The organism is Clostridium sp. YIM B02555, assembly GCF_022320955.1.
GTDB lineage: Bacteria > Bacillota > Clostridia > Clostridiales > Clostridiaceae > Clostridium > Clostridium saccharoperbutylacetonicum.
The window spans coordinates 290,091-309,117 of record NZ_JAKJJY010000002.1 but is presented as its reverse complement, the minus strand read 5'-3'; the positions used below and the strand labels follow the sequence as shown (position 1 = coordinate 309,117).

Genomic DNA, 19,027 nt, shown 5'->3' with positions numbered 1-19,027 from the left:
AAAAAAATCATAATTTCCATAGGTAATATTATAACATAGTAATTGATATCCTTTTGATTTATTACTAAAAGAACCCATGAAAATCTAAGACTTTAGATTTTCATGGGTATTACGTTAAATGAGAGAGATAACAAGTTCATTAAAAATTTTTATTAGTTATTTTTAATTAATTCTCCTACTTTTTTATCTACTATTACAGTAACATCTTTATGCATTTGAAGCATAGTTGCTGGATTTTTGCTAGTTATATTTCCAGAAAAGATTTCTTTTACTGCATCAGCTTTACTATCACCATTGGCAAGCAATAAGATTCTCTTTGATTTCATAATTTGACCTACTCCCATTGTCAATGCTGTTTTTGGTACTTCATCGATTGAGTTAAAAAATCTTGAGTTGGCAGCAATTGTACTTTCAGTTAATTGAGTCAAATGTGTGCCAGAAGTCAATGCATCAGCAGGTTCATTAAATGCTATATGTCCATTGCTTCCTATCCCTAAAATTTGTATATCTATTCCACCTAACTCGTCAATTTTCATATCGTAATTTTTAGCCTCTTCCTCAATATCTTTTGCTAATCCATTAGGTACAAAAGTATTTTCCTTTTTTATGTTTATATGATTAAATAAATTTTCATTCATAAAATATCTATAACTTTGAGGATCTTTTTCACCTAATCCTATATATTCATCTAAATTAACAGTCTTAATTTGAGAAAAATCTATTTCATTATTTTTATTCATTTCAATAAGTTCTTTGTAAGTTCCCACTGGAGTGCTTCCAGTTGCTAGTCCAAGGATTGCATTTGGTTTTTCATTAACTACAGCCTTTATTTTATCTGCTGCAACTCTGCTCATTTCTTCATAATTTTCAACGACAATTAGTTTCATATCAATTACCTTCCTTCATCTGTATATTAATTGTCAATGATCAGTGATCAATTGTCCTTTTTTGATTTCCAAAGGAAACCAACCTACGCTGATCTTTGATCCTCAATCATTGAACATTGTTTATCATTGCCACATTCCTATTCATTTCTAAATATTTCATAATTATTGTTCCTGTTAATTGCATATTACTATATAATATTTATAAATTAAATACTTTAGAAAGCTTTAGAAACCTGTTGTCATGGAATGGAACATGTTATCATAGAAGTAGAGAAAATTCTAAAATAAGAGGTGCTATAAGATGCTTGATATAACAAAATTGTTTGGAGATATAAAACTCACGACTCTAGAAGAAAGCGTAATTACATATATATTAACTAATCTTGATAGTTGCATGGAAGAAGGTATAAGAGGAATAGCAAAAAAAACATATACTTCTACTTCAACAATAATGCGACTATCAAAAAAACTTGGCTATAATGGTTTTGTAGAATTAGTATATTCACTTAAACTAAAATTATCCACCGAAGATAGCAGCGAATTTATTAATGCTATAGAAAATAAACAAATTTTTGCGACTAATTATGAAAATGCTGTTGATGATTTTATTGATTATATAGAAAAAGGAAATATATTAATATCTGGAGAAGGTTTTTCAGAACTTGTTTCAAAGTATATGTATATGAAACTCTTAGTTCTTGGTAAAAAGAGCGTACTATCAACTTTTATAGATTTTGATATTCTTTTTGATAACCATGTAGAAACAATATATTCAGTTATGCTTATTTCAAAATCAGGTGAAGGTGGTCATTGTGTAAAAACCTGTATGCTTGCAAAAGAAAGAAATTTAAAAGTAATTTCATTTACTGGAAATGCCCAAAGTACACTAGCCAAAAACTCTGATATCACTTTCATAATTCCAGACTGCGAAAAATTAGATAATGACAATTATTATCCCAATCCTTTCTTTGGATACTGCATTGAAACTTTCGAACTTGTAATTCATAAGTATTTTTCAAAATATAATGTTAAGCCAAGGATATCTAAAAATACATAAAAATAAAAAGATTGCCAGAATCAAATGTTCCAGCAATCTTCCTATTTTTAAAATTTAGTAGAAAATTTTTGCTTAAATTTATAAAAGAGCAAATATAAATTTTGCAAAACATCACTATTAATTAAGGTTCACTAAGTTATAATCTAATACATTCTTATTTTGTATATTATTAATTAATCCAAGCTCCATTAGCTCCTAATACATAACCATCAACAGTTGTATTAGAAAGCATTGCACCTGATGCATTTAAGTAGTACCAAGTTCCATTATCATTAACCCAACCTGTTTGCATAACTCCTGATGCATTTAAATAATACCAATTTTCGTTGTCACTAACCCAACTAGTTTGCATAACTCCTGCTGTATTTAAATAATACCAATTAGCTCCATCTTGTAACCAACCTGTAGCATTAGTTCCATCTGCCTTAACGTAGTGCCAAGTTCCATCTGCAGCTTTAGCCCATCCTGTAGCAGTAGTAGTTGTAACTGCTGCTGAAGTAGTTGTATCTGCATCTTTAGTATCAGTTTTTCCTCCGATTACTGCATAAACTTCATCATCTTCATTCCAAGCAACTATATTATCTGCATCATAAACAGACATTTTATTAAATGATCCGTCTACTTTATATACTTTATTCCAATCAGAATCATTATCCCATTGATAAATATTTCCACTATCTAATCTCCAAACATTTCCATTAGCATCAACTTCAACACAGTTTGAACTGTCTTCAATATCCTCATCTGATGAATCATTTAAATCAGTGTAATATAAACCATTATCTGATTTTAATTCTGCTGTTTGTATTTTAACTTTGCTACCTGAAATTGTATACCCAGTTACTTTTCCATTAGCTATAGCAAAATTTGTATAACTAGCAAAATCATCACTAGCCTTTTTACCATCTTCATCACAAATTATATAAGTTGTAACTGTTTTAGCATATTTAGCTCCACCAATCTCATCAGAGTTTTGAGCCTTAGATATTTTTTGAACTGCTGTGAACTCATATCCATTAGTTACAGGTCTATATACATTGGAATCAGAGATTGATTTTCCACCTATTTCATAAATTGTAGAGTGATTATCCGTATTTTTAACAGTTACTGTAACTATTCTATATATATAATCCTTATCTTGTCCAATTACTTTATCTTGTGCTACAGTTGCAGAAAGTGAATCTTTTGATGATGCTGTATCATATGTGTCATTTGTATTTTCTATATATTCTGATTTAACAACTGATGCTGTAGTTGTTGTAACTTTTATTTTTCCTAAATTGTAATCAGCATCAATATAATTTCCATTATCATCAGTAAATACATTTAAAGTAGCCACACCATTAGATGATTGAGCAGCAAATCCATTTGTTGCATCTTTATTGGCCAATTTAACATAATACCATGATTCTCCGAATTTAGCATTTGGAATATCATTTGTTTCATCTATTGTTTGTACATAATCTGCTGCATATTTATTTCCATCTTTAAGATATCTTCCATCTGTATCAGCTTTAACTTTCTTTTTCAAATTAGTTGCAGCATCATCTCTTGTATTCTCATCAATAGATTCATCTGTAACTTTACCATTTGTTAAATCAACAAAGTTATCTCCATCACTAAGATTTACATATTTAGTTCCATAAGTTGCTGTATCAGATCCAGCATCAATATCCGATAATTCATTGTATTTTCCACCAACCAAATAATAAGAGGCTTCATCTTTATCATTGATTTCTGCATCAATATAAACCTTACCATCTTTATAAGCTACTGCATTATAAACAGTACCATCCTGTGAGTCTACCTTTTTTACATCTGCAGCAAAAGCAGCTGTTGGCATTAAAGATACAACAGAAGCCGATGCTAATAATAATGAAGCTATTTTTTTTGTTCTTCTAAACATATTTTTCCTCCTAAAAATTCTAATTTATTGTGAAATCCCACAAATATTTATTTTTCTAACTTTTAAGTTAGATCTTTATATTTTCATCCAGCACTTTCTATTTTAATTACAAAATATTTTATGCTGAAAGTAAATAACGCTTTAAAATACTCAGGTATCTTTTTATAACTTTTTATAAACCTCAGTATTTATATATTGATTAAAAACATACTCAAGTATGTTATGTTTTAATTTTATCATCAAATAGTAATTAGTCAATAGTTTTTAATTATTTTTTTACTTATTTAAACTTCATAGTTTGCTTTTAAATAAAAAAAGTTGCCCGAATAGCAACAACTTACGCTATTCAGACAACTTCTATATTAAAATTTATTTTTTTTAATTTTATAAAAAGTTATGGTTTAAATATAATCTCAAATAATTTTCTCAATTCAGCTTTTTCATCAAAAGTACCTCCAGAAGAACTCCATTTTACAAATATGCCCAATACACCTGCAAAATAGCTAGATAATAATTCATCTGAGCTAAAACTATTTCTTATTTCACCATTATGTTGACCTTTTACAATTAACTTTATTAATAATTCAAAATATTCTTTCAACCTCTCATTACTACCCATATATAAATGAATCAATTCGTTTCTTTCAAGTATATCAGTTATTATTACATTTTTAAACAAATTAGGTCCAATTTCTAACATACTTTCTATAAAGTATAGTTCTATAGCTTTCCATAATTGCTCATAAGTTGAATCTATAGTAATAATCTCATTCATAATGGTATAAGTATCTTTTTTTATTAATGTGTTATAGTAACTTATAAGTAAATCATTTTTAGATTTATAATGATGATAAAATGAACCTTTTGTCACTCCACATTCATCACATATCTCATCTATTGACACTTTTCCAAAATCCTTTTCTTTAAACATTTTTATTGCTTGATTTAATATTTTCTCTTTCATGCATTCCATATGTATTCCCCAATCAGTTAATATATGATACGATTCTAATTCTATATTAATTCATTAATAAATATAATACCACTATATTCAAATACTATCAATTGTAATATTATCTCAAACTTGACACATTATATTTTTTAAAAATAAAGACCACTGAGAGCATACTATTGCTCCAAAGTGGTCTTCTAAATTTTTATTTCTTTAAAATATTTTCTCTTACCATTAATAGATTTATAGATTTCTCCTATTAACAATATCATTTTTTACATGGCTATCTTTTTTTATAATAATTGGATTAGTATCAGATCCAATTATTCGCACACCTTCATCTACAATTACATTCTTATCTAAAATAGCATTTTTTATGTATGCATTCTTCTTAATATTCGCGCTTGCCATAATAATAGATTGTTCAATTATGGCAGATTCAGAAATTTTACATCTTCTAGCAATCAGTGAATCTACCACCGTTCCATCTACTATAGATCCTGAAGCAAAGTGACTATTATTTACAATAGAATTTTGTGCATAATAAGTAGGAACTTCATTTGCCAATTTTGTATATATTTTTTGATTTGAGTATAGCAATGAATTAAATTTACTTGATTTAAGCATGTCCATATTAGCACGATAATATGATTGTATATCATAAATGTTACTTAAATATCCTGTATATTCATAATTCATACAAGATATTGTGTTTATTTTTTCTCTAAGAATTTTGATTATACTTTCTGCTTTTTCATCATAATTTTCTAATACTTTTATAAGCCATTCCGTTTTTACGATAAAAATATCCATACATAAGTTGTATTTTTCATTAGGTTCTAATTTCTCCTTACAATTATCACTAAGTGAAATATTTCCATCTGATTGTAAATCAATTAATAAATTGTTACAAGAAATATTTTCAGAAGTAACACGTTTATAAACTACAGTCATATCACGATTACTATGTTTATGAATTTTAATAATTGCCTTTAAATCTATGTTACATAGCATTTTACTTCCCATAATTACGGTAATTTCTGAACTCGATTTTCGTAAATAATCCAAAATATGTGAAATAAAGCCTTGCTCATATTCACCTTCTTGATTTTTCTTATTAAAATGCATAATAAACTTGTTCCTTAGAGAATCTAATCCCCATTCTTTTCCACCATTAATATGATCAAATACTGACTGCATATCGTCTTGGTTCATCAATAGAAATAGTGCCTGAATATTTGCATTTATAATATTTGATAATTGAAAATCAAGCAAACGGTATTTACAATCAAATGGTAGCATTGCCAATGGACGATGAGCTATCAAATCATTTAAATCTCCATGACAATTTAAATTATCAATTATCCCACTTACTCTATTAGTATTCATTTGAAACCACCCCTATCACTTCTGAATTACCAACAACATATATTTCTCCTTCTGAATATACTGTTGCATTGTCACCTACTACAGCATTTTCCCCTATAATTGCATTCTTAATGAAAACATTCTTTCCAATTGTTGCACCAGGCATAATAACACTTTTTTCTATTTTGCTTCCTTCCTTAACACGCACATCAGTAGATAAAATCGAGTCTTTAATTTCTCCTGCAATATAACATCCATCTACAATTAAAGAATTTTTAATAACTGCTGTTTCAGTGAAAAAATGAGGTGGTGAAATTGTATTTTTAGAATAAATTCTCCAATTATGATCACGCATATCTAAATCATTTTCAATGTTAATGAATTCCATATTAGCTTCCCAAAGAGAATCAATTGTTCCAACATCTTTCCAATACCCATCAAAACGAAAAGCATATACATTTTCTCCCGACTCTAGATATGATGGAATTACATGTTTTCCAAAATCAATCATTTGACCATCTTTAGAATAACTATTAATTAAAACTGCTCTAAGCCTTTGCCAATTAAAGATATATATTCCCATTGAGGCCAAATTGTTTTTTGGTTCTTCTGGTTTTTCTTCAAACTCTATAATACGAGAATTTTCATCAGTATTCATAATTCCAAAACGAGAGGCTTCATCAATTGGCACTTCTATTACTGCAACAGTTAGAGATGCATTTTTTTCTTTGTGGAATTCTAACATTTCTTCATAATTCATTTTATATATGTGATCACCTGATAAAATCAAAATGTATTCAGGATTTACTTGATCAATATAAGCAATATTTTGGTATATAGCATGCGCAGTCCCTTGAAACCACTTTTCTCCATCAGAACTAGAAAAAGGTTGCAAAATTGTCAAACCCGAATCAATACCATCAACCCCCCAACTTGAGCCATTTCCCAAATGGCTATTTAAAGCTAAAGGTTGATATTGTGTTACAACTCCTACCTCTTTTATTCCTGAGTTTGTACAATTACTTAAAGTGAAGTCTATAATTCTGTATCTACCCCCAAATGGTACTGCTGGTTTAGCAATATGTTTAGTTAATGCACCCAAGCGAGTTCCTTGACCACCTGCTAGTATCATAGCTAGCATCTCTGTTTTCATCATAATATTAGGTGAATAAATCACCTTCCCCCCTTCCATAAATCCTTTATCTTTATATAAAGATAATCCTTTCACTAATTGATATCATTAAGCTAAATCTAGATGTTTTCTAATTATGTGCATTATTTCTAGTTGTTTATAGTTCATTCTCTTCAGATATGTACTAAATTTACTAATTAATTCATTATATTTCTGTATTTTTTAATAATATGTTTTCGATACCCTTTGTAGCTTCATATATATTCATGACAACCTAAATAATTATAGGATATAGTAACCGCAGTTTATACAAACGTTTATAAAATAAAAATACAAAAGATATCATTTAATTTTGAGTTAAAGTTTTCCTAATGAATACACAACTTAAATAATTTTTGACTGCTAATAATCCCTCCTCATTACATAATTTTCTTTAAGTAAACGTATTCAAATCGTTATAGAGAATGTACTTGTTTATGTTTATATGATAACTTAATTAAATATAATTGTCAAGGTTAGGATAAAGAGGGCATAGATGTAAAATAAAGTTATACTTTGGGAATACAATCAATAATAGAACTTTTTAATTACAAAATCCTTCTTAAATTATAAGAAGGAATACTTGAAACTTTATGTTGCTTCAAGTATTCCTCTTATTTGTTATTTCATATAGATATCCAAATTAATAATCAAACTTATAAATGGAATATACATGCATCATTGAGAAATTATAATTGTAACACTACATTAGAAATTAGATACATTTTTCTGGAAGCAGGCATGTGAAATTGAGCTGATGATGGTTATTAATGGGGCTTGTTTCATTTACTCAACTACCCCACTTTCTTGCTCTTCTAATAAACTTTTATTATCAAGCTTTTTGAAAAATGGGAAATAAATAACCGCTGAAAGGACAATAAGTGCTAGTTGCAATAACGCCATCATAAAACCACCCTGCATGAAAGCACTAAATACTACTGGTATTCCAAAAGGAAGCTGAAAGCCTGCAACATGAGGAATTAAACCTATATATATTGCTAAATAAGCTACAATAGCTTGAACTATTGGAACCCCTATAAATGGTATAGCCATAATTGGATTGAATACCATTGGAAGTCCGAAAACAATTGGTTCATTTATACAAAATAATCCAGGTATAATAGAAAGTTTACCTAACATTTTCAACTTTTCACTCTTAGCTAGAAAAACCATAAGAATACAAAGTCCTAAAGTTCCTCCTGCTCCACCAATTCCGAAAAATAGATTATAGAATTGTTGTGTTATTATATGTGGTACTTGAGTTCCTGCGGTATAGGCTGCTAAATTTTCTATATCCATAGGAAGATATAACGCAGTTATAAAGCTACTTACTACCAATGATCCATGCATTCCAAAGAACCATAAAATCATTTGAATTAAACCAATAATTAAAAATGAAAAGAAATTATTACCTAATTTAGATAATGGCACTTGTATAATTGAATAAATAAATTTAGTGAATGATCCATATCCAGTAGACATAAATATTCCTGTAATTGTTATAAACACTATTCCTACTATAACCGCAGGTATTAATCCTGAGAAGGTATTTGATATAGTACCAGGAACTGAATCTGGCATTTTTATTACTATTTTCTTATCTAAAAGAAACACATACAAACGAGTCGCTACCAAAGCAACTATCATACCTGTAAACAAACCTTGTACACCAAACCAAGTAAGTGAAAACATGTTTGCACCAGATATATTATCCATAGGTGTTACTATTAAGAAGCAAAATACACTAAGTAATGCCGGTATAATAGGATCTTTTTGAAAACTTGCAGCTAACTTATATGCTATTAAAAATGATGCATATAATCCTAAACATCCAATAGATAAGTTATATGGAATCAAAAGAATTTTAATTAATCCACTTGTTCCCAAAAAAGCTTGCCAAGGTGCAATTGGAATTCCAACGAACATAATTGCAAAGGATCCAATCATCAACACTGGGAGTGCTGACATCAAGCCATTAGAAATTGCCTGCAAGTATTTATTAGTTTGTATAGTATACGCAATTTTTTGTACTTTTTCACTATTCATTGTCATAAATTTTACCTCCAAATTATATATTAATTAAATTATTGTTTTTTCAACTACTAATAACCAGTCTCCCTGTTCCTTTTTTAATGGAAATTCAAATGACCCCTCTTTTATATTCAAAGCTTCAAATGCTGTTGTATATTCTCCGCTTCGAGGATCAAACCACGTTCCTGCATATTCACCATTTACTAATCCGTGAATTTTCATAGTCTTTCTTGCTGTATCTCCATAATAAATAATCATTTTATCTTTACTTTCATTAATAGATGCTAAAGGAACTTTTTTACCAAAAAGATTGTTATCATTTACATTGCCTGCATCTTCATAAGGCATAAATTCCCAGAAGCGTGTTTTTTCATAAAAAGCTTTCATATATCCCATCTGTTTGGCTCCTATTCCATCAATAGCCTCATACCAAGTTATATCAAAGCGATTAAAAATATTCATAGGATTCGGTTCACCTTTTTCCCATACATTGTCCCAAATTCCCTGTGCACCATAAGTATAACCACATCCACCTAACTGTATTGACATATATGCTACTCTTCTCAGCATATCTGCTGTACACATTCGAGTTCCATTTTCCTCTAATGTAGAGCAGAACTCATAAAAACACTCTGCTTCTATAAACGGCTTTTTAGAATATTTTTTATTAAATTCTCTATAATGATTAGGACTTATTGGCAAATCTCCATGTCCTGCCTGATTTAAAGTAAAATCAAACCAGCTTTCATCTTGATAATAATCTGCAAATGGTCTCTCATTTGTATAATGAGCAGTCTGCAATGTTCCATAACAATCTAATTTTTCTATGTATAAAGCAACTTCCCTCCAACCATTTATTAATATTTCTCTTTCTTCACCACCATTATACCCAGCAACTTCTCCTGCTAGTGTCCAAACTATAGGTAATGCACCGTATCTTGCTACTATGTATCTTGCTAAATTCTTTTGACCTTCTACATCATTGATTATTGACATGAACCAAGCTAAACCTAATGCATTTACAATCCCTAAATCCGCTATATAATGCATACGCTTATCAAGTTCATTCTGATAAAATTCAATATTAGGAAGTTTCCCATTTTCACTTTCAATCCAATAATTTTTATCACCTTTCATAATGGAATCGCTTCTAAGATTAGTTTGGTAGACATTATAGCCTTGATATACACGCTTTTTAACCATACCTTTGAACATGCTATCCATTTCCGCGTGATTGGACTCATCCCAACGTTCTTTATAAGCAAATTCCCAATGAGTATCACCTAACCAAAAGAATGGAGTCCCATCAGCATATATTAAATATCTTCCAGATGAATGAACTTTTAAAAATCCATGTCGATAAATTTCTAAATCACCAGTATATTCAATGCATTCTATTTCACCAGCTAGGTTATTTAGTCCAGATTCTTCATCTGCAATAATTTTATAATTCCAAAAGCCCAATTCTATAGGTGCAAAAGAGATTTTATAGGTATTCTCCCCATCCCAATACGCCTCTCTTTTAAGCTTCAACCCTGATGGGGATGTAAAAACAGCTATTATGCTTACATCTATAAAAGGATTTTCATAACTGCAATTACTACTAAACGCTAAAATTATCTGACGCCATTTTTCTACTTTCTGATTTGCATAATTCATTATTTTAATCCCCTTTTTCTTGCTAACCCTATTGCTATTTCTATTAATTCCTCTGCATCTTCTTTACAAATAAAGCCTTTTGATATTTGTTCTTCAGTATCTAATGCGATTAATTTTCTATAATTCTCAATATCACCATATAATTCTTTAAGCATTCCTGAAGAAAATGCTTCTTGATATCCAAACAAACCATCTTTATCTGAATCTAGATCTACAAAACTCATTCCAACCTCTATATTACTTGTACTGTTATAACGTCCTGTTGGATAATTAAGCAAGCAAGATCTTAAGCCCCCTAATGCATTTCCAAAAGCATCCTTGCAGTTTTCTCCATCCGCATCAACTTTAATACGTTTACAATGATTGGGAGCAACTCCAGTTCTAACCCAATGAAACAAGTTTCGAAAGGCTGCAGCAAAAAAAATCTGGGATGGATAATCATTACCTTCTTCATGTTTTCCTATATATTTAGGAAGATGATTTATTCTTTTTAAATCAGGATCATTTTGATAATAATTAACATAACTATACATGGTATCATGACTAGCTCCAGTAACTTCATATAATCTATATTTAAAATCTGGACTATCGCTATCCTGCCTCATTGTACGCCAGCTTTCAAATCTACCATTTTCACTTTCTGTTTGTACTGCTATAAAAGGCTCACTGACTTTTTCTATTCTTGATAATTTATAATCATACTCTTTAAGTAATTCATATTGATTTACTGGTATAATTAGATTACGTACACCACCACCTGTTAAATAGCCATCAAATACTGCACTCCCCTTAGAAACTTCTGGACGATATGCAAAACTATTTACATATCTAAAAAGATAACATGCTGATTGGGACCATCCTGTTAAATAAAGGTGTTTTCTCGGATACTTAAGCAATGGGTTTTTTTCTTCATCTGAACGTATTAACCATGCTAAATCTGTTAACATGTCCCAAAATAATCCTGTCTCATATGTAAGATCAATATCTGGCAATATGTTTTTTCTTTTTAAGGCTTCTTCTATTTCAAAAGGAAATGGAATTTCAGGCATTGGATTTTTCCAGGATAAGCTTTCATATCTCTCTTCATTAAATTCCAACATTTTCTTTATAGTATTTGGCTTACTAGTTATACCGATATAAATATCTCCATTTCGTATAAATTCTTTATGACCTAAGATCCACATACGATCTATTTCCATAAATGATGTTGGATTAATTATTTCTATTACAACATTTCCACTGCAAGCCTCTGGATTCTTTGGACCACGAACGACAAATCTATTAATATACGGAGCATCTTCTGTTGCTACTTCTACTTTTTCATTTTTATCAATAGAACGATACACATTAGCTGTACCATACATAAAATATTCTGTCTCTTCATATCCTTTTTGAGATAGCTCGCAATACTTTTCAGCAGTAGCAAATGGATAATTGGTATCTGTTATTGATAGCTGTTTAATTTTATTTATCATAGCTTTCCTCCTGTTCCTTCTAAGGCACAATCACTGTAATCCTTTTCCTGGTGGATTTTAATTAATAACAATATTACTTACAACCATTACTTATTAAATATCTTATAAATATTTACTTAAAATTATAAAACCAACTAGAATTATCATTTCTATTTTTCACTTAAAAATGCTTGTTTATTTTTCACTTATCTCTAATAATTTATATCTTTTTTTAGCAATTTATCTACTACAAACTCCAAGATATACAATCATTATATTACATCAAAAACTTCCAAATGCCTCTATTTTATTAACTATAAGTACCTCTTAAAAATTTGAAATTCCTGAATTTCATCAAATATTTTTTATTAATGTTTAAATAACTCTTAATTAAGTATGTATTTATTATATATCGTTTTCATAAATATTTCAATATTTTAAATAAATTTTTTGTTATATTTTTATAAATTTTTAGTTATTTTTTGATAAAAAAAGAAGGTGATTAAATAACTTTTATCTTAATCATCTTCATATAAATTTAAAATTCACAATAATTATTTAATTAGTTTAGCTACACTACTTCTTTCTATAAGCTTTGTATCAATTTCTATTTTCAACGGAACATTTTCTCCTTCATCGTTTATTTTATCTATAAGCCTTCTCACTGCTATACTTCCCATTTCTTCCGTATAAACCTTAACTGTTGTCATATTAGGGTTGCTTAATGAAGAAAATGGTATATCATCAAATCCAATAATAGATATATCTTTTGGTATACTAATACCTTTCTCCTGCATAGCCCTCATAGCACCAAGTGCAATAATATCATTAAATGCAAATAAAGCCGTTGGCAGCTCTTTTCCTTTATTTTTTTCTAAATATTCCTTCATATCTTTATAAGAACCATCCAAAGTAGGTTCAAGCAATATATCATCTTCTTCTCTAAATTCTAAACCAGCTTCTTCAATAGCTTTTTTAAAGCCTTTATGGCGATATTCAAAATTACTGATATTTATCGAACTTCCTAACATACCTATTCTTTTATGCCCATTATCAATAAAATATTTAGTTGCTCTATAGGCTCCACTAATATTATTAATCACAATATAATCCTGACTCTTAAGTTCAAAATAACTATCTAGCACAACAATTGGAGTATCCAAACCTTCAAAATAAGAGAAATCAGCATCATTCATTTCTGTTGCTAAAAGCAATATTCCATCTATTTTACCTTGATTTATAATTTTCAAGACATTTTCTTTATCATGTTCTCCATGAATAACCTGAGATATTAATAATTCATATCCACTTTCCCTGCATTCCTTCTCACACGCATCTATTAGTGCCGAGAAAAATTGTGTATCAGATACTACATATCCGTGCTTTTTAAAAAGAAGTAATTTCACTACTTTTTCTTCATTCTTTTTATGATTGCGGAAATATCCTAATTCTTCTGCAATTTTAATAATTTTAGATTTAGTTTCTTTCCCAACACCTTTTCTATCATTAAGTGCATTTGATACTGTTCCTGGAGAAACACCAGCTAATTTAGCTATATCCTGCATTATAGTTTTCATTATTACTCTCCTACCTATTTCTTTAACTAATATTATTTTCATACTTACTTAAATATAGTATAAACCATTATTACTAAAAATAAAATATTTATAACTAAATATTTATTTAATCATTTATATAATATACTACAAATTATATAGTCAGTATGAATCACACACACTTTTATTTCTAATTATCACAAAAATTCTCTAAAGCGCACTAATGAGAACTTTAATCAAAATTAACTTTCCCTACTATATGTTAGACAAGCTAATTTCAAACAAGTTCTCATTAAATACTTTTAGCCAAAAACTTTTCGGCTTATTTTTTTCTCATAACAATAACAACATCTTTTTCAAAACTATGCATATAAATTGTTGTTTTTTCATCTTTAACTTCAACACTTGGAATAAATACATTTTTACTTACCAGATCAATAATTTTAATATCATATGACGATAAATTCTTGTCTATTCTAACATTTGTATTTGCAGGTACATAAATTAATATTTTATCTTCACCTCTAGTTGATGCCATTCTAATATCATCAGTTGAATTCATGATTTTATCCATAGGAATTAATTCATGAATTCCATATAAATCTAACATATATTTTATATATCCATAATCCCATGCACCTGGATATTTAACAGCATCATTCCAAGGATTAGGACTATCAAAGCCTTCTCCTATTCCTAAACCAAATCTTTTTCCTATCTTATGCCAGCTATAAATACCGTGTGCTCCATAGGTTACTCCTGCACAAGCTCCTGAAAGTAAACTCATCCAAGCTGCTCTTCTAACATCAAATTGATAAAACCTACCATACATATTTCTACTATAACCCATTTGCTCGTAACATGGTTCTGAATTTATTATAGGTTTAGCTGGATATTTTTCATAAAAGTTTTTAGCAAGCAAGTAAGGCATAGCTGGATTTTCAGCATTGTGTCCTGATTGATACATATAAAAATCAATAAGTTCAATGAATTCTTCCGGAATAACCTCCAGCCTTCCCCTTATATGTAAAGTCTGCAATAAGTCAGGCGCTAATTTTCTCAATTTATTAGCTGCTTTTAAATAATACTCTTTAGTATCTTCACCATCAAAATCTGTGTCTCCACTAATTACATAAATTGGATTTAAATCCGAAAAAGTTTCATTTACTTTTTCAATATATTTATCTATAAATTCATAGGGCATAATATTATTACTGGACATCTTGCTAAACATCTTGCTAGCCCAAGTATTAGGAACATAATTACACCATAGTACTACAAGTGCTAATTCAAATCCTTTTTCCTTAGCCATTTCACACATATGCCTAGCACGATCAAAATACTCTTGATTAAATTCAGTAAATTTAAAAATTTTAGGGAAGCTATCATCACATGGTAACGGATAATAGTTAAGCTCTGTTCCACTCGCATCCCATTGAGGAAGTATATTTATTTGAATCACGTTGAAGCCTTGAGTTTTTCTTAAATTTAAATAATATTCCCATTCTTCTAATGTAATATTAGTAAATGCACTCCAACAAGTATCTGCTAAATAAAAAAATTGTTTCTTATCTTTTTTAAATATACGACTATTCTTTTCAACTATAATTTGTGACATTTATCTCACCTCAAACATTTTTATAAATAACTATTAATTTTTTTTACTAAAAGCAACATGGTAAAAATGATAAATTAAGCCATATTAATATTATACCTAATTTATCATTTCTGAGATATACACTTCTAAAAGGAGAAGCTATGCACCTCTATAAAGAGTAGCTATGCTATAATAAGGATCTTTCCTGCAATACAGAACTTACATGAAAAGCCTAAGGCTTTTCTTCCTTAACCCTTAACTTATAATTCTCAACTCTTAACTAACCTATAAATTTAATATTTTACTCTCCACGAATCCAAGCTTTTACTTCTTCTTCAACATCATCATAGAAGTCGGGTTTTAAATTAGGTATATACTTGCAAGCTTCATATACAACTGGTAATACATCCTTATGAATTCCTGTACAATGATGAACGTATGGTCCAGTTACAAGCTTATCTTCAAGTCTTGATAGGTTTTCTACTTCTACCCATAAATATGCACCTTGAATATATGGTCCTTCAATGCCTTTAGCATTTCCTAATAACATTGAATATTCTCCATTATCTCCATCAAATCTTAATAATGATATATCTCCACCTTTTATTTCAGCATAAGAAGCTCCACTACATCCACTTTCCAAAGCAAATGGTGTTGCAATTTTTGCTTTTTGATTCTTCTTAGTTAAAGATATTGGAAAACATCCACAGTGTTGAAGAAGCTCTCCATTTTTATTAGTTGGATGTACTACAGTCCAATCTGCAAAGAATGGTGAAGCTTGTCCCATAGTTGCCGCTTGAGCTATTACCGAAGTTATTGCTCCATGAATGTCTGTTTCACATACAACTGGAATTCCTTCATCAGTCATCAAGGCATTAGCCATACATGGCATAATTTTCAATTCATCCTGAAGAGCTGTCCAACACTGGATAGCAACTGCACTACATCCATATTCGCCTGTTAATTCAGTATATGCAACTTTTAATGCTGCAACATTTTCGACTATTTCTTCTGAAACAGTAATGTCTAATACTTCTTTCATATATTTAATAGTATCTTGTACTTTCTCAGTTTCTTCTGCTTTAACCTTTTTTACTTTTGCTACAAATTCTGTCATTGAAATCGGATAAATTTGAATTCCAAACTTTTCTAATAATTCACCTTCATTACACATCATTGTCCAGAAAGATGATGGACGTGTGGAAATTTGAAGTATTCTTAAACTACCAAGTTCTTTAACCACATTAGTAGCCGCTATGAAATTTCTAATTCCTCTTTCAAAAGCTTCATCCTTTAATGATGAATTTGGAATATAAGTAAATGGTACTTTAAAACGTCTTAATATTTTACCAGTTGCAAATAATCCACATTGACTGTCTCTAAGTCTTGTTCCATCTGTTAAAGGTGCGTCATCACGAGGTCCCCATAATAATACTGGTAATTGCATCTTTGCAGCTACTTTAGCAACTAAATCCTCTGTCCCAAAATTACAATGTGGAAAGAATAAAGCATCAACCTTTTCTTTTTTGAATTTTTCTATTACTGCTTCTAAATGTGCTTCTGCAAACAACAAGCCTTCTTCATTTATATCATCTATATTTACAAAATCCACTTCTAATTCCTTTAATCTTTCACAAGTTAAATCTTTATATCTTATAGCATCTTCCTTACTAAATATTGATCTACGAGTTGCAGCAACTCCTAATTTAATTTTAAATTCTTTCATTTTGATTCCTCCAATATATTTTTTAATCTAAACGTTTTTACTAACTTTAATATTCTATAAACATCTTTTTTTATTTTTTCATATTCGCTATTCAATCTAAATAAGTAATGAAATATATCTGAAATTTACATTTGAGCAGCAAGCACCTTCTACTTTTTAACTAAAATATTCTGTACAGCCGCAAGCCAACCCTGATATTTTTTATTTCTAAGATTAGTGTCCATTTTAGATTCAAATTTAATTTTCTTTATCTTATTAAAAATTGTTTTATCATACACTCCAAGCGCCATACCTGCTGCATATGCTACTCCAATTCCTGATAATTCTTCTGAATCTGGAACCTGAACCGCCATTTGGAGTATATCACTTTGAAACTGCATCAAATATTTATTTCCAGTTGGGCCTCCATCTACACAAAGTTCTTCAATCACAATACCAGAATCTTTACTCATGGCTTTTACTACATCTGTGATTTGATACGCTATGGATTCTAATCCAGCCCTCACTATTTCAGCTCTGCCTGTGGTTCTAGTAATTCCTAAAATTGTTCCCGTTGCTTTACTATCCCAATAAGGTGCTCCAAGCCCTGTAAATGCAGGTATTAAATATAACTGATCATCTGAATTCGCTTCAAATGCAACTTGTTCAGTTTCCGTTGGTGACGCAATTAATTTCAGATCATCCTTAAGCCATGTAATAACTGCACCTGTATAGTTTATATTTCCTTCTAACACATAATTAACTTTTCCATTCATCCCCCATGCTAGTGATGTTACTACCCCATGAGTACTTAAAACTGGTTTTTCACCAATATTCATCATAATTGAAGAGCCTGTCCCATATGTAGTTTTAATCCTTCCTGGTTCTAAACATCCTTGTCCAAAAAGTGCTCCATGCGAATCACCTAATACACTATGAATCGGTATTGCCTTATCTAAAAATCCTTCAAAATCTGTTTCTCCAAAGTTTGAATTAGAGTCACATACTTCTGCTAGATTATTTGGGTTTATTCCAAATAATTCACATACTTCTTCGTCCCATTTCAGTTCCATTATATTGAACAGCTGAGTTCTAGAGGCATTTGAATAATCTGTTTTATAAACAGCTCCTTTTGTCAGCTTATAAATTAACCAACTATCCATTGTACCAAAATACAACTTATCAGCTTCAGCCTTTAATTTTGCTCCTTCAACATGTTCAAGTAACCACCATATCTTTGCTGCTGGAAAATAAGGTGATAAATTCATGCCAGTCTTTTGACGAACAAGTTCTGCTTTCTCTATTTTTTCTAAACGTTCACATATCTCCGTTGCTCTAGAACATTGCCATACAATAGCATTATCAATTGATCTTCCTGTTTCTTTATCCCATACAATTGTAGTTTCCCTTTGATTACTTATTCCTACACCTACAATCTCATTTCTATTAACTTTGGCCTTTTTGATCAAATTCTTAACCACTTCAATTGTATTATGATATATTTCCATGGAATTATGAGATACCCAGCCTTTGTCATTAACAATTTGTTCATGTGGTAAATCTGTTCTTTGTACAAGAGTTCCTTCTTCATTAAACAAAAGTGCCTTTGTTCCTTGAGTACTTTGGTCTATTCCTATAATATATTTTGCCATTTACATCACTCCATTGTTACATTCCCTATTTC

Annotated in this window: 13 protein-coding genes; 1 reads left to right on the top strand and 12 read right to left on the bottom strand. The window is 29.7% G+C overall.

Annotated features, from left to right (window positions below):
- Positions 1 to 152 precede the first annotated feature (152 nt).
- Positions 153 to 887, bottom strand: a complete 735-nt coding sequence (gene nagB, locus L3B98_RS04775) for a glucosamine-6-phosphate deaminase (protein WP_238915804.1) — start codon at positions 885 to 887, stop codon at positions 153 to 155.
- A 301-nt stretch (positions 888 to 1,188) separates the two neighbouring features.
- On the opposite strand from nagB, the gene L3B98_RS04770 reads away from it, so the two are divergent.
- Positions 1,189 to 1,944, top strand: a complete 756-nt coding sequence (locus tag L3B98_RS04770) for a MurR/RpiR family transcriptional regulator (RefSeq protein WP_238915803.1) — start codon at positions 1,189 to 1,191, stop codon at positions 1,942 to 1,944.
- Between the two features lie 169 nt (positions 1,945 to 2,113).
- Here the strand turns inward: L3B98_RS04770 and L3B98_RS04765 are convergent, their stop codons facing one another.
- The 11 genes from L3B98_RS04765 to L3B98_RS04715 all read right to left on the bottom strand — a co-directional run bounded on the left by L3B98_RS04765 (position 2,114) and on the right by L3B98_RS04715 (position 18,995).
- A complete protein-coding gene (locus tag L3B98_RS04765) occupies positions 2,114 to 3,850 on the bottom strand; it encodes an N-acetylmuramoyl-L-alanine amidase family protein (protein ID WP_077366025.1) in 1,737 nt (578 codons plus the stop codon).
- A 394-nt stretch (positions 3,851 to 4,244) separates the two neighbouring features.
- Complete coding sequence (locus tag L3B98_RS04760) at positions 4,245 to 4,823, bottom strand: TetR/AcrR family transcriptional regulator (protein WP_015394885.1); 579 nt, start codon at positions 4,821 to 4,823, stop codon at positions 4,245 to 4,247.
- 222 nt (positions 4,824 to 5,045) lie between these two features.
- The gene (glgD, locus tag L3B98_RS04755; protein ID WP_238915802.1) at positions 5,046 to 6,191 is read right to left on the bottom strand and encodes a glucose-1-phosphate adenylyltransferase subunit GlgD; all 1,146 of its coding nucleotides are present in this window, start codon (positions 6,189 to 6,191) and stop codon (positions 5,046 to 5,048) included.
- Positions 6,181 to 7,326, bottom strand: a complete 1,146-nt coding sequence (locus L3B98_RS04750; protein ID WP_238915906.1) for a glucose-1-phosphate adenylyltransferase — start codon at positions 7,324 to 7,326, stop codon at positions 6,181 to 6,183. Before L3B98_RS04750 ends, glgD begins: the two co-directional genes overlap by 11 nt.
- Positions 7,327 to 8,127: 801 nt before the next feature.
- A complete protein-coding gene (locus L3B98_RS04745) occupies positions 8,128 to 9,393 on the bottom strand; it encodes a PTS transporter subunit EIIC (protein WP_238915801.1) in 1,266 nt (421 codons plus the stop codon).
- A gap of 27 nt (positions 9,394 to 9,420) precedes the next feature.
- Positions 9,421 to 11,031 carry a DUF4038 domain-containing protein gene (locus L3B98_RS04740; RefSeq protein WP_238915800.1) on the bottom strand — a complete coding sequence of 537 codons (1,611 nt, stop codon included), beginning with the start codon at positions 11,029 to 11,031 and terminating at the stop codon, positions 9,421 to 9,423.
- Complete coding sequence (locus L3B98_RS04735; protein ID WP_238915799.1) at positions 11,031 to 12,506, bottom strand: alpha/beta hydrolase domain-containing protein; 1,476 nt, start codon at positions 12,504 to 12,506, stop codon at positions 11,031 to 11,033. Before L3B98_RS04735 ends, L3B98_RS04740 begins: the two co-directional genes overlap by 1 nt.
- Before the next feature lie 533 nt (positions 12,507 to 13,039).
- A complete protein-coding gene (locus L3B98_RS04730) occupies positions 13,040 to 14,062 on the bottom strand; it encodes a substrate-binding domain-containing protein (protein ID WP_015394891.1) in 1,023 nt (340 codons plus the stop codon).
- Between the two features lie 301 nt (positions 14,063 to 14,363).
- Positions 14,364 to 15,659, bottom strand: a complete 1,296-nt coding sequence (locus L3B98_RS04725; RefSeq protein ID WP_238915798.1) for a DUF4038 domain-containing protein — start codon at positions 15,657 to 15,659, stop codon at positions 14,364 to 14,366.
- Positions 15,660 to 15,939: 280 nt separating this feature from the next.
- Positions 15,940 to 17,364 carry an L-fucose/L-arabinose isomerase family protein gene (locus tag L3B98_RS04720; RefSeq protein ID WP_238915797.1) on the bottom strand — a complete coding sequence of 475 codons (1,425 nt, stop codon included), beginning with the start codon at positions 17,362 to 17,364 and terminating at the stop codon, positions 15,940 to 15,942.
- Positions 17,365 to 17,513: 149 nt separating this feature from the next.
- Positions 17,514 to 18,995: a glycerol kinase gene (locus L3B98_RS04715; protein WP_238915796.1), complete on the bottom strand. Its 1,482-nt coding sequence runs from the start codon at positions 18,993 to 18,995 to the stop codon at positions 17,514 to 17,516.
- Positions 18,996 to 19,027 lie beyond the last annotated feature (32 nt).

Coding starts and splice junctions, on each gene's coding strand:
- L3B98_RS04720 (WP_238915797.1), bottom strand. CDS start 17,364: ATGAAAGAATTTAAAATTAAATTAGGAGTTGCTGCAACTCGTAGATCA.
- L3B98_RS04730 (WP_015394891.1), bottom strand. CDS start 14,062: ATGAAAACTATAATGCAGGATATAGCTAAATTAGCTGGTGTTTCTCCA.
- L3B98_RS04750 (WP_238915906.1), bottom strand. CDS start 7,326: ATGATGAAAACAGAGATGCTAGCTATGATACTAGCAGGTGGTCAAGGA.
- L3B98_RS04745 (WP_238915801.1), bottom strand. CDS start 9,393: ATGACAATGAATAGTGAAAAAGTACAAAAAATTGCGTATACTATACAA.
- nagB (WP_238915804.1), bottom strand. CDS start 887: ATGAAACTAATTGTCGTTGAAAATTATGAAGAAATGAGCAGAGTTGCA.
- L3B98_RS04735 (WP_238915799.1), bottom strand. CDS start 12,506: ATGATAAATAAAATTAAACAGCTATCAATAACAGATACCAATTATCCA.
- L3B98_RS04765 (WP_077366025.1), bottom strand. CDS start 3,850: ATGTTTAGAAGAACAAAAAAAATAGCTTCATTATTATTAGCATCGGCT.
- L3B98_RS04760 (WP_015394885.1), bottom strand. CDS start 4,823: ATGGAATGCATGAAAGAGAAAATATTAAATCAAGCAATAAAAATGTTT.
- L3B98_RS04770 (WP_238915803.1), top strand. CDS start 1,189: ATGCTTGATATAACAAAATTGTTTGGAGATATAAAACTCACGACTCTA.
- L3B98_RS04740 (WP_238915800.1), bottom strand. CDS start 11,031: ATGAATTATGCAAATCAGAAAGTAGAAAAATGGCGTCAGATAATTTTA.
- L3B98_RS04715 (WP_238915796.1), bottom strand. CDS start 18,995: ATGGCAAAATATATTATAGGAATAGACCAAAGTACTCAAGGAACAAAG.
- glgD (WP_238915802.1), bottom strand. CDS start 6,191: ATGAATACTAATAGAGTAAGTGGGATAATTGATAATTTAAATTGTCAT.
- L3B98_RS04725 (WP_238915798.1), bottom strand. CDS start 15,659: ATGTCACAAATTATAGTTGAAAAGAATAGTCGTATATTTAAAAAAGAT.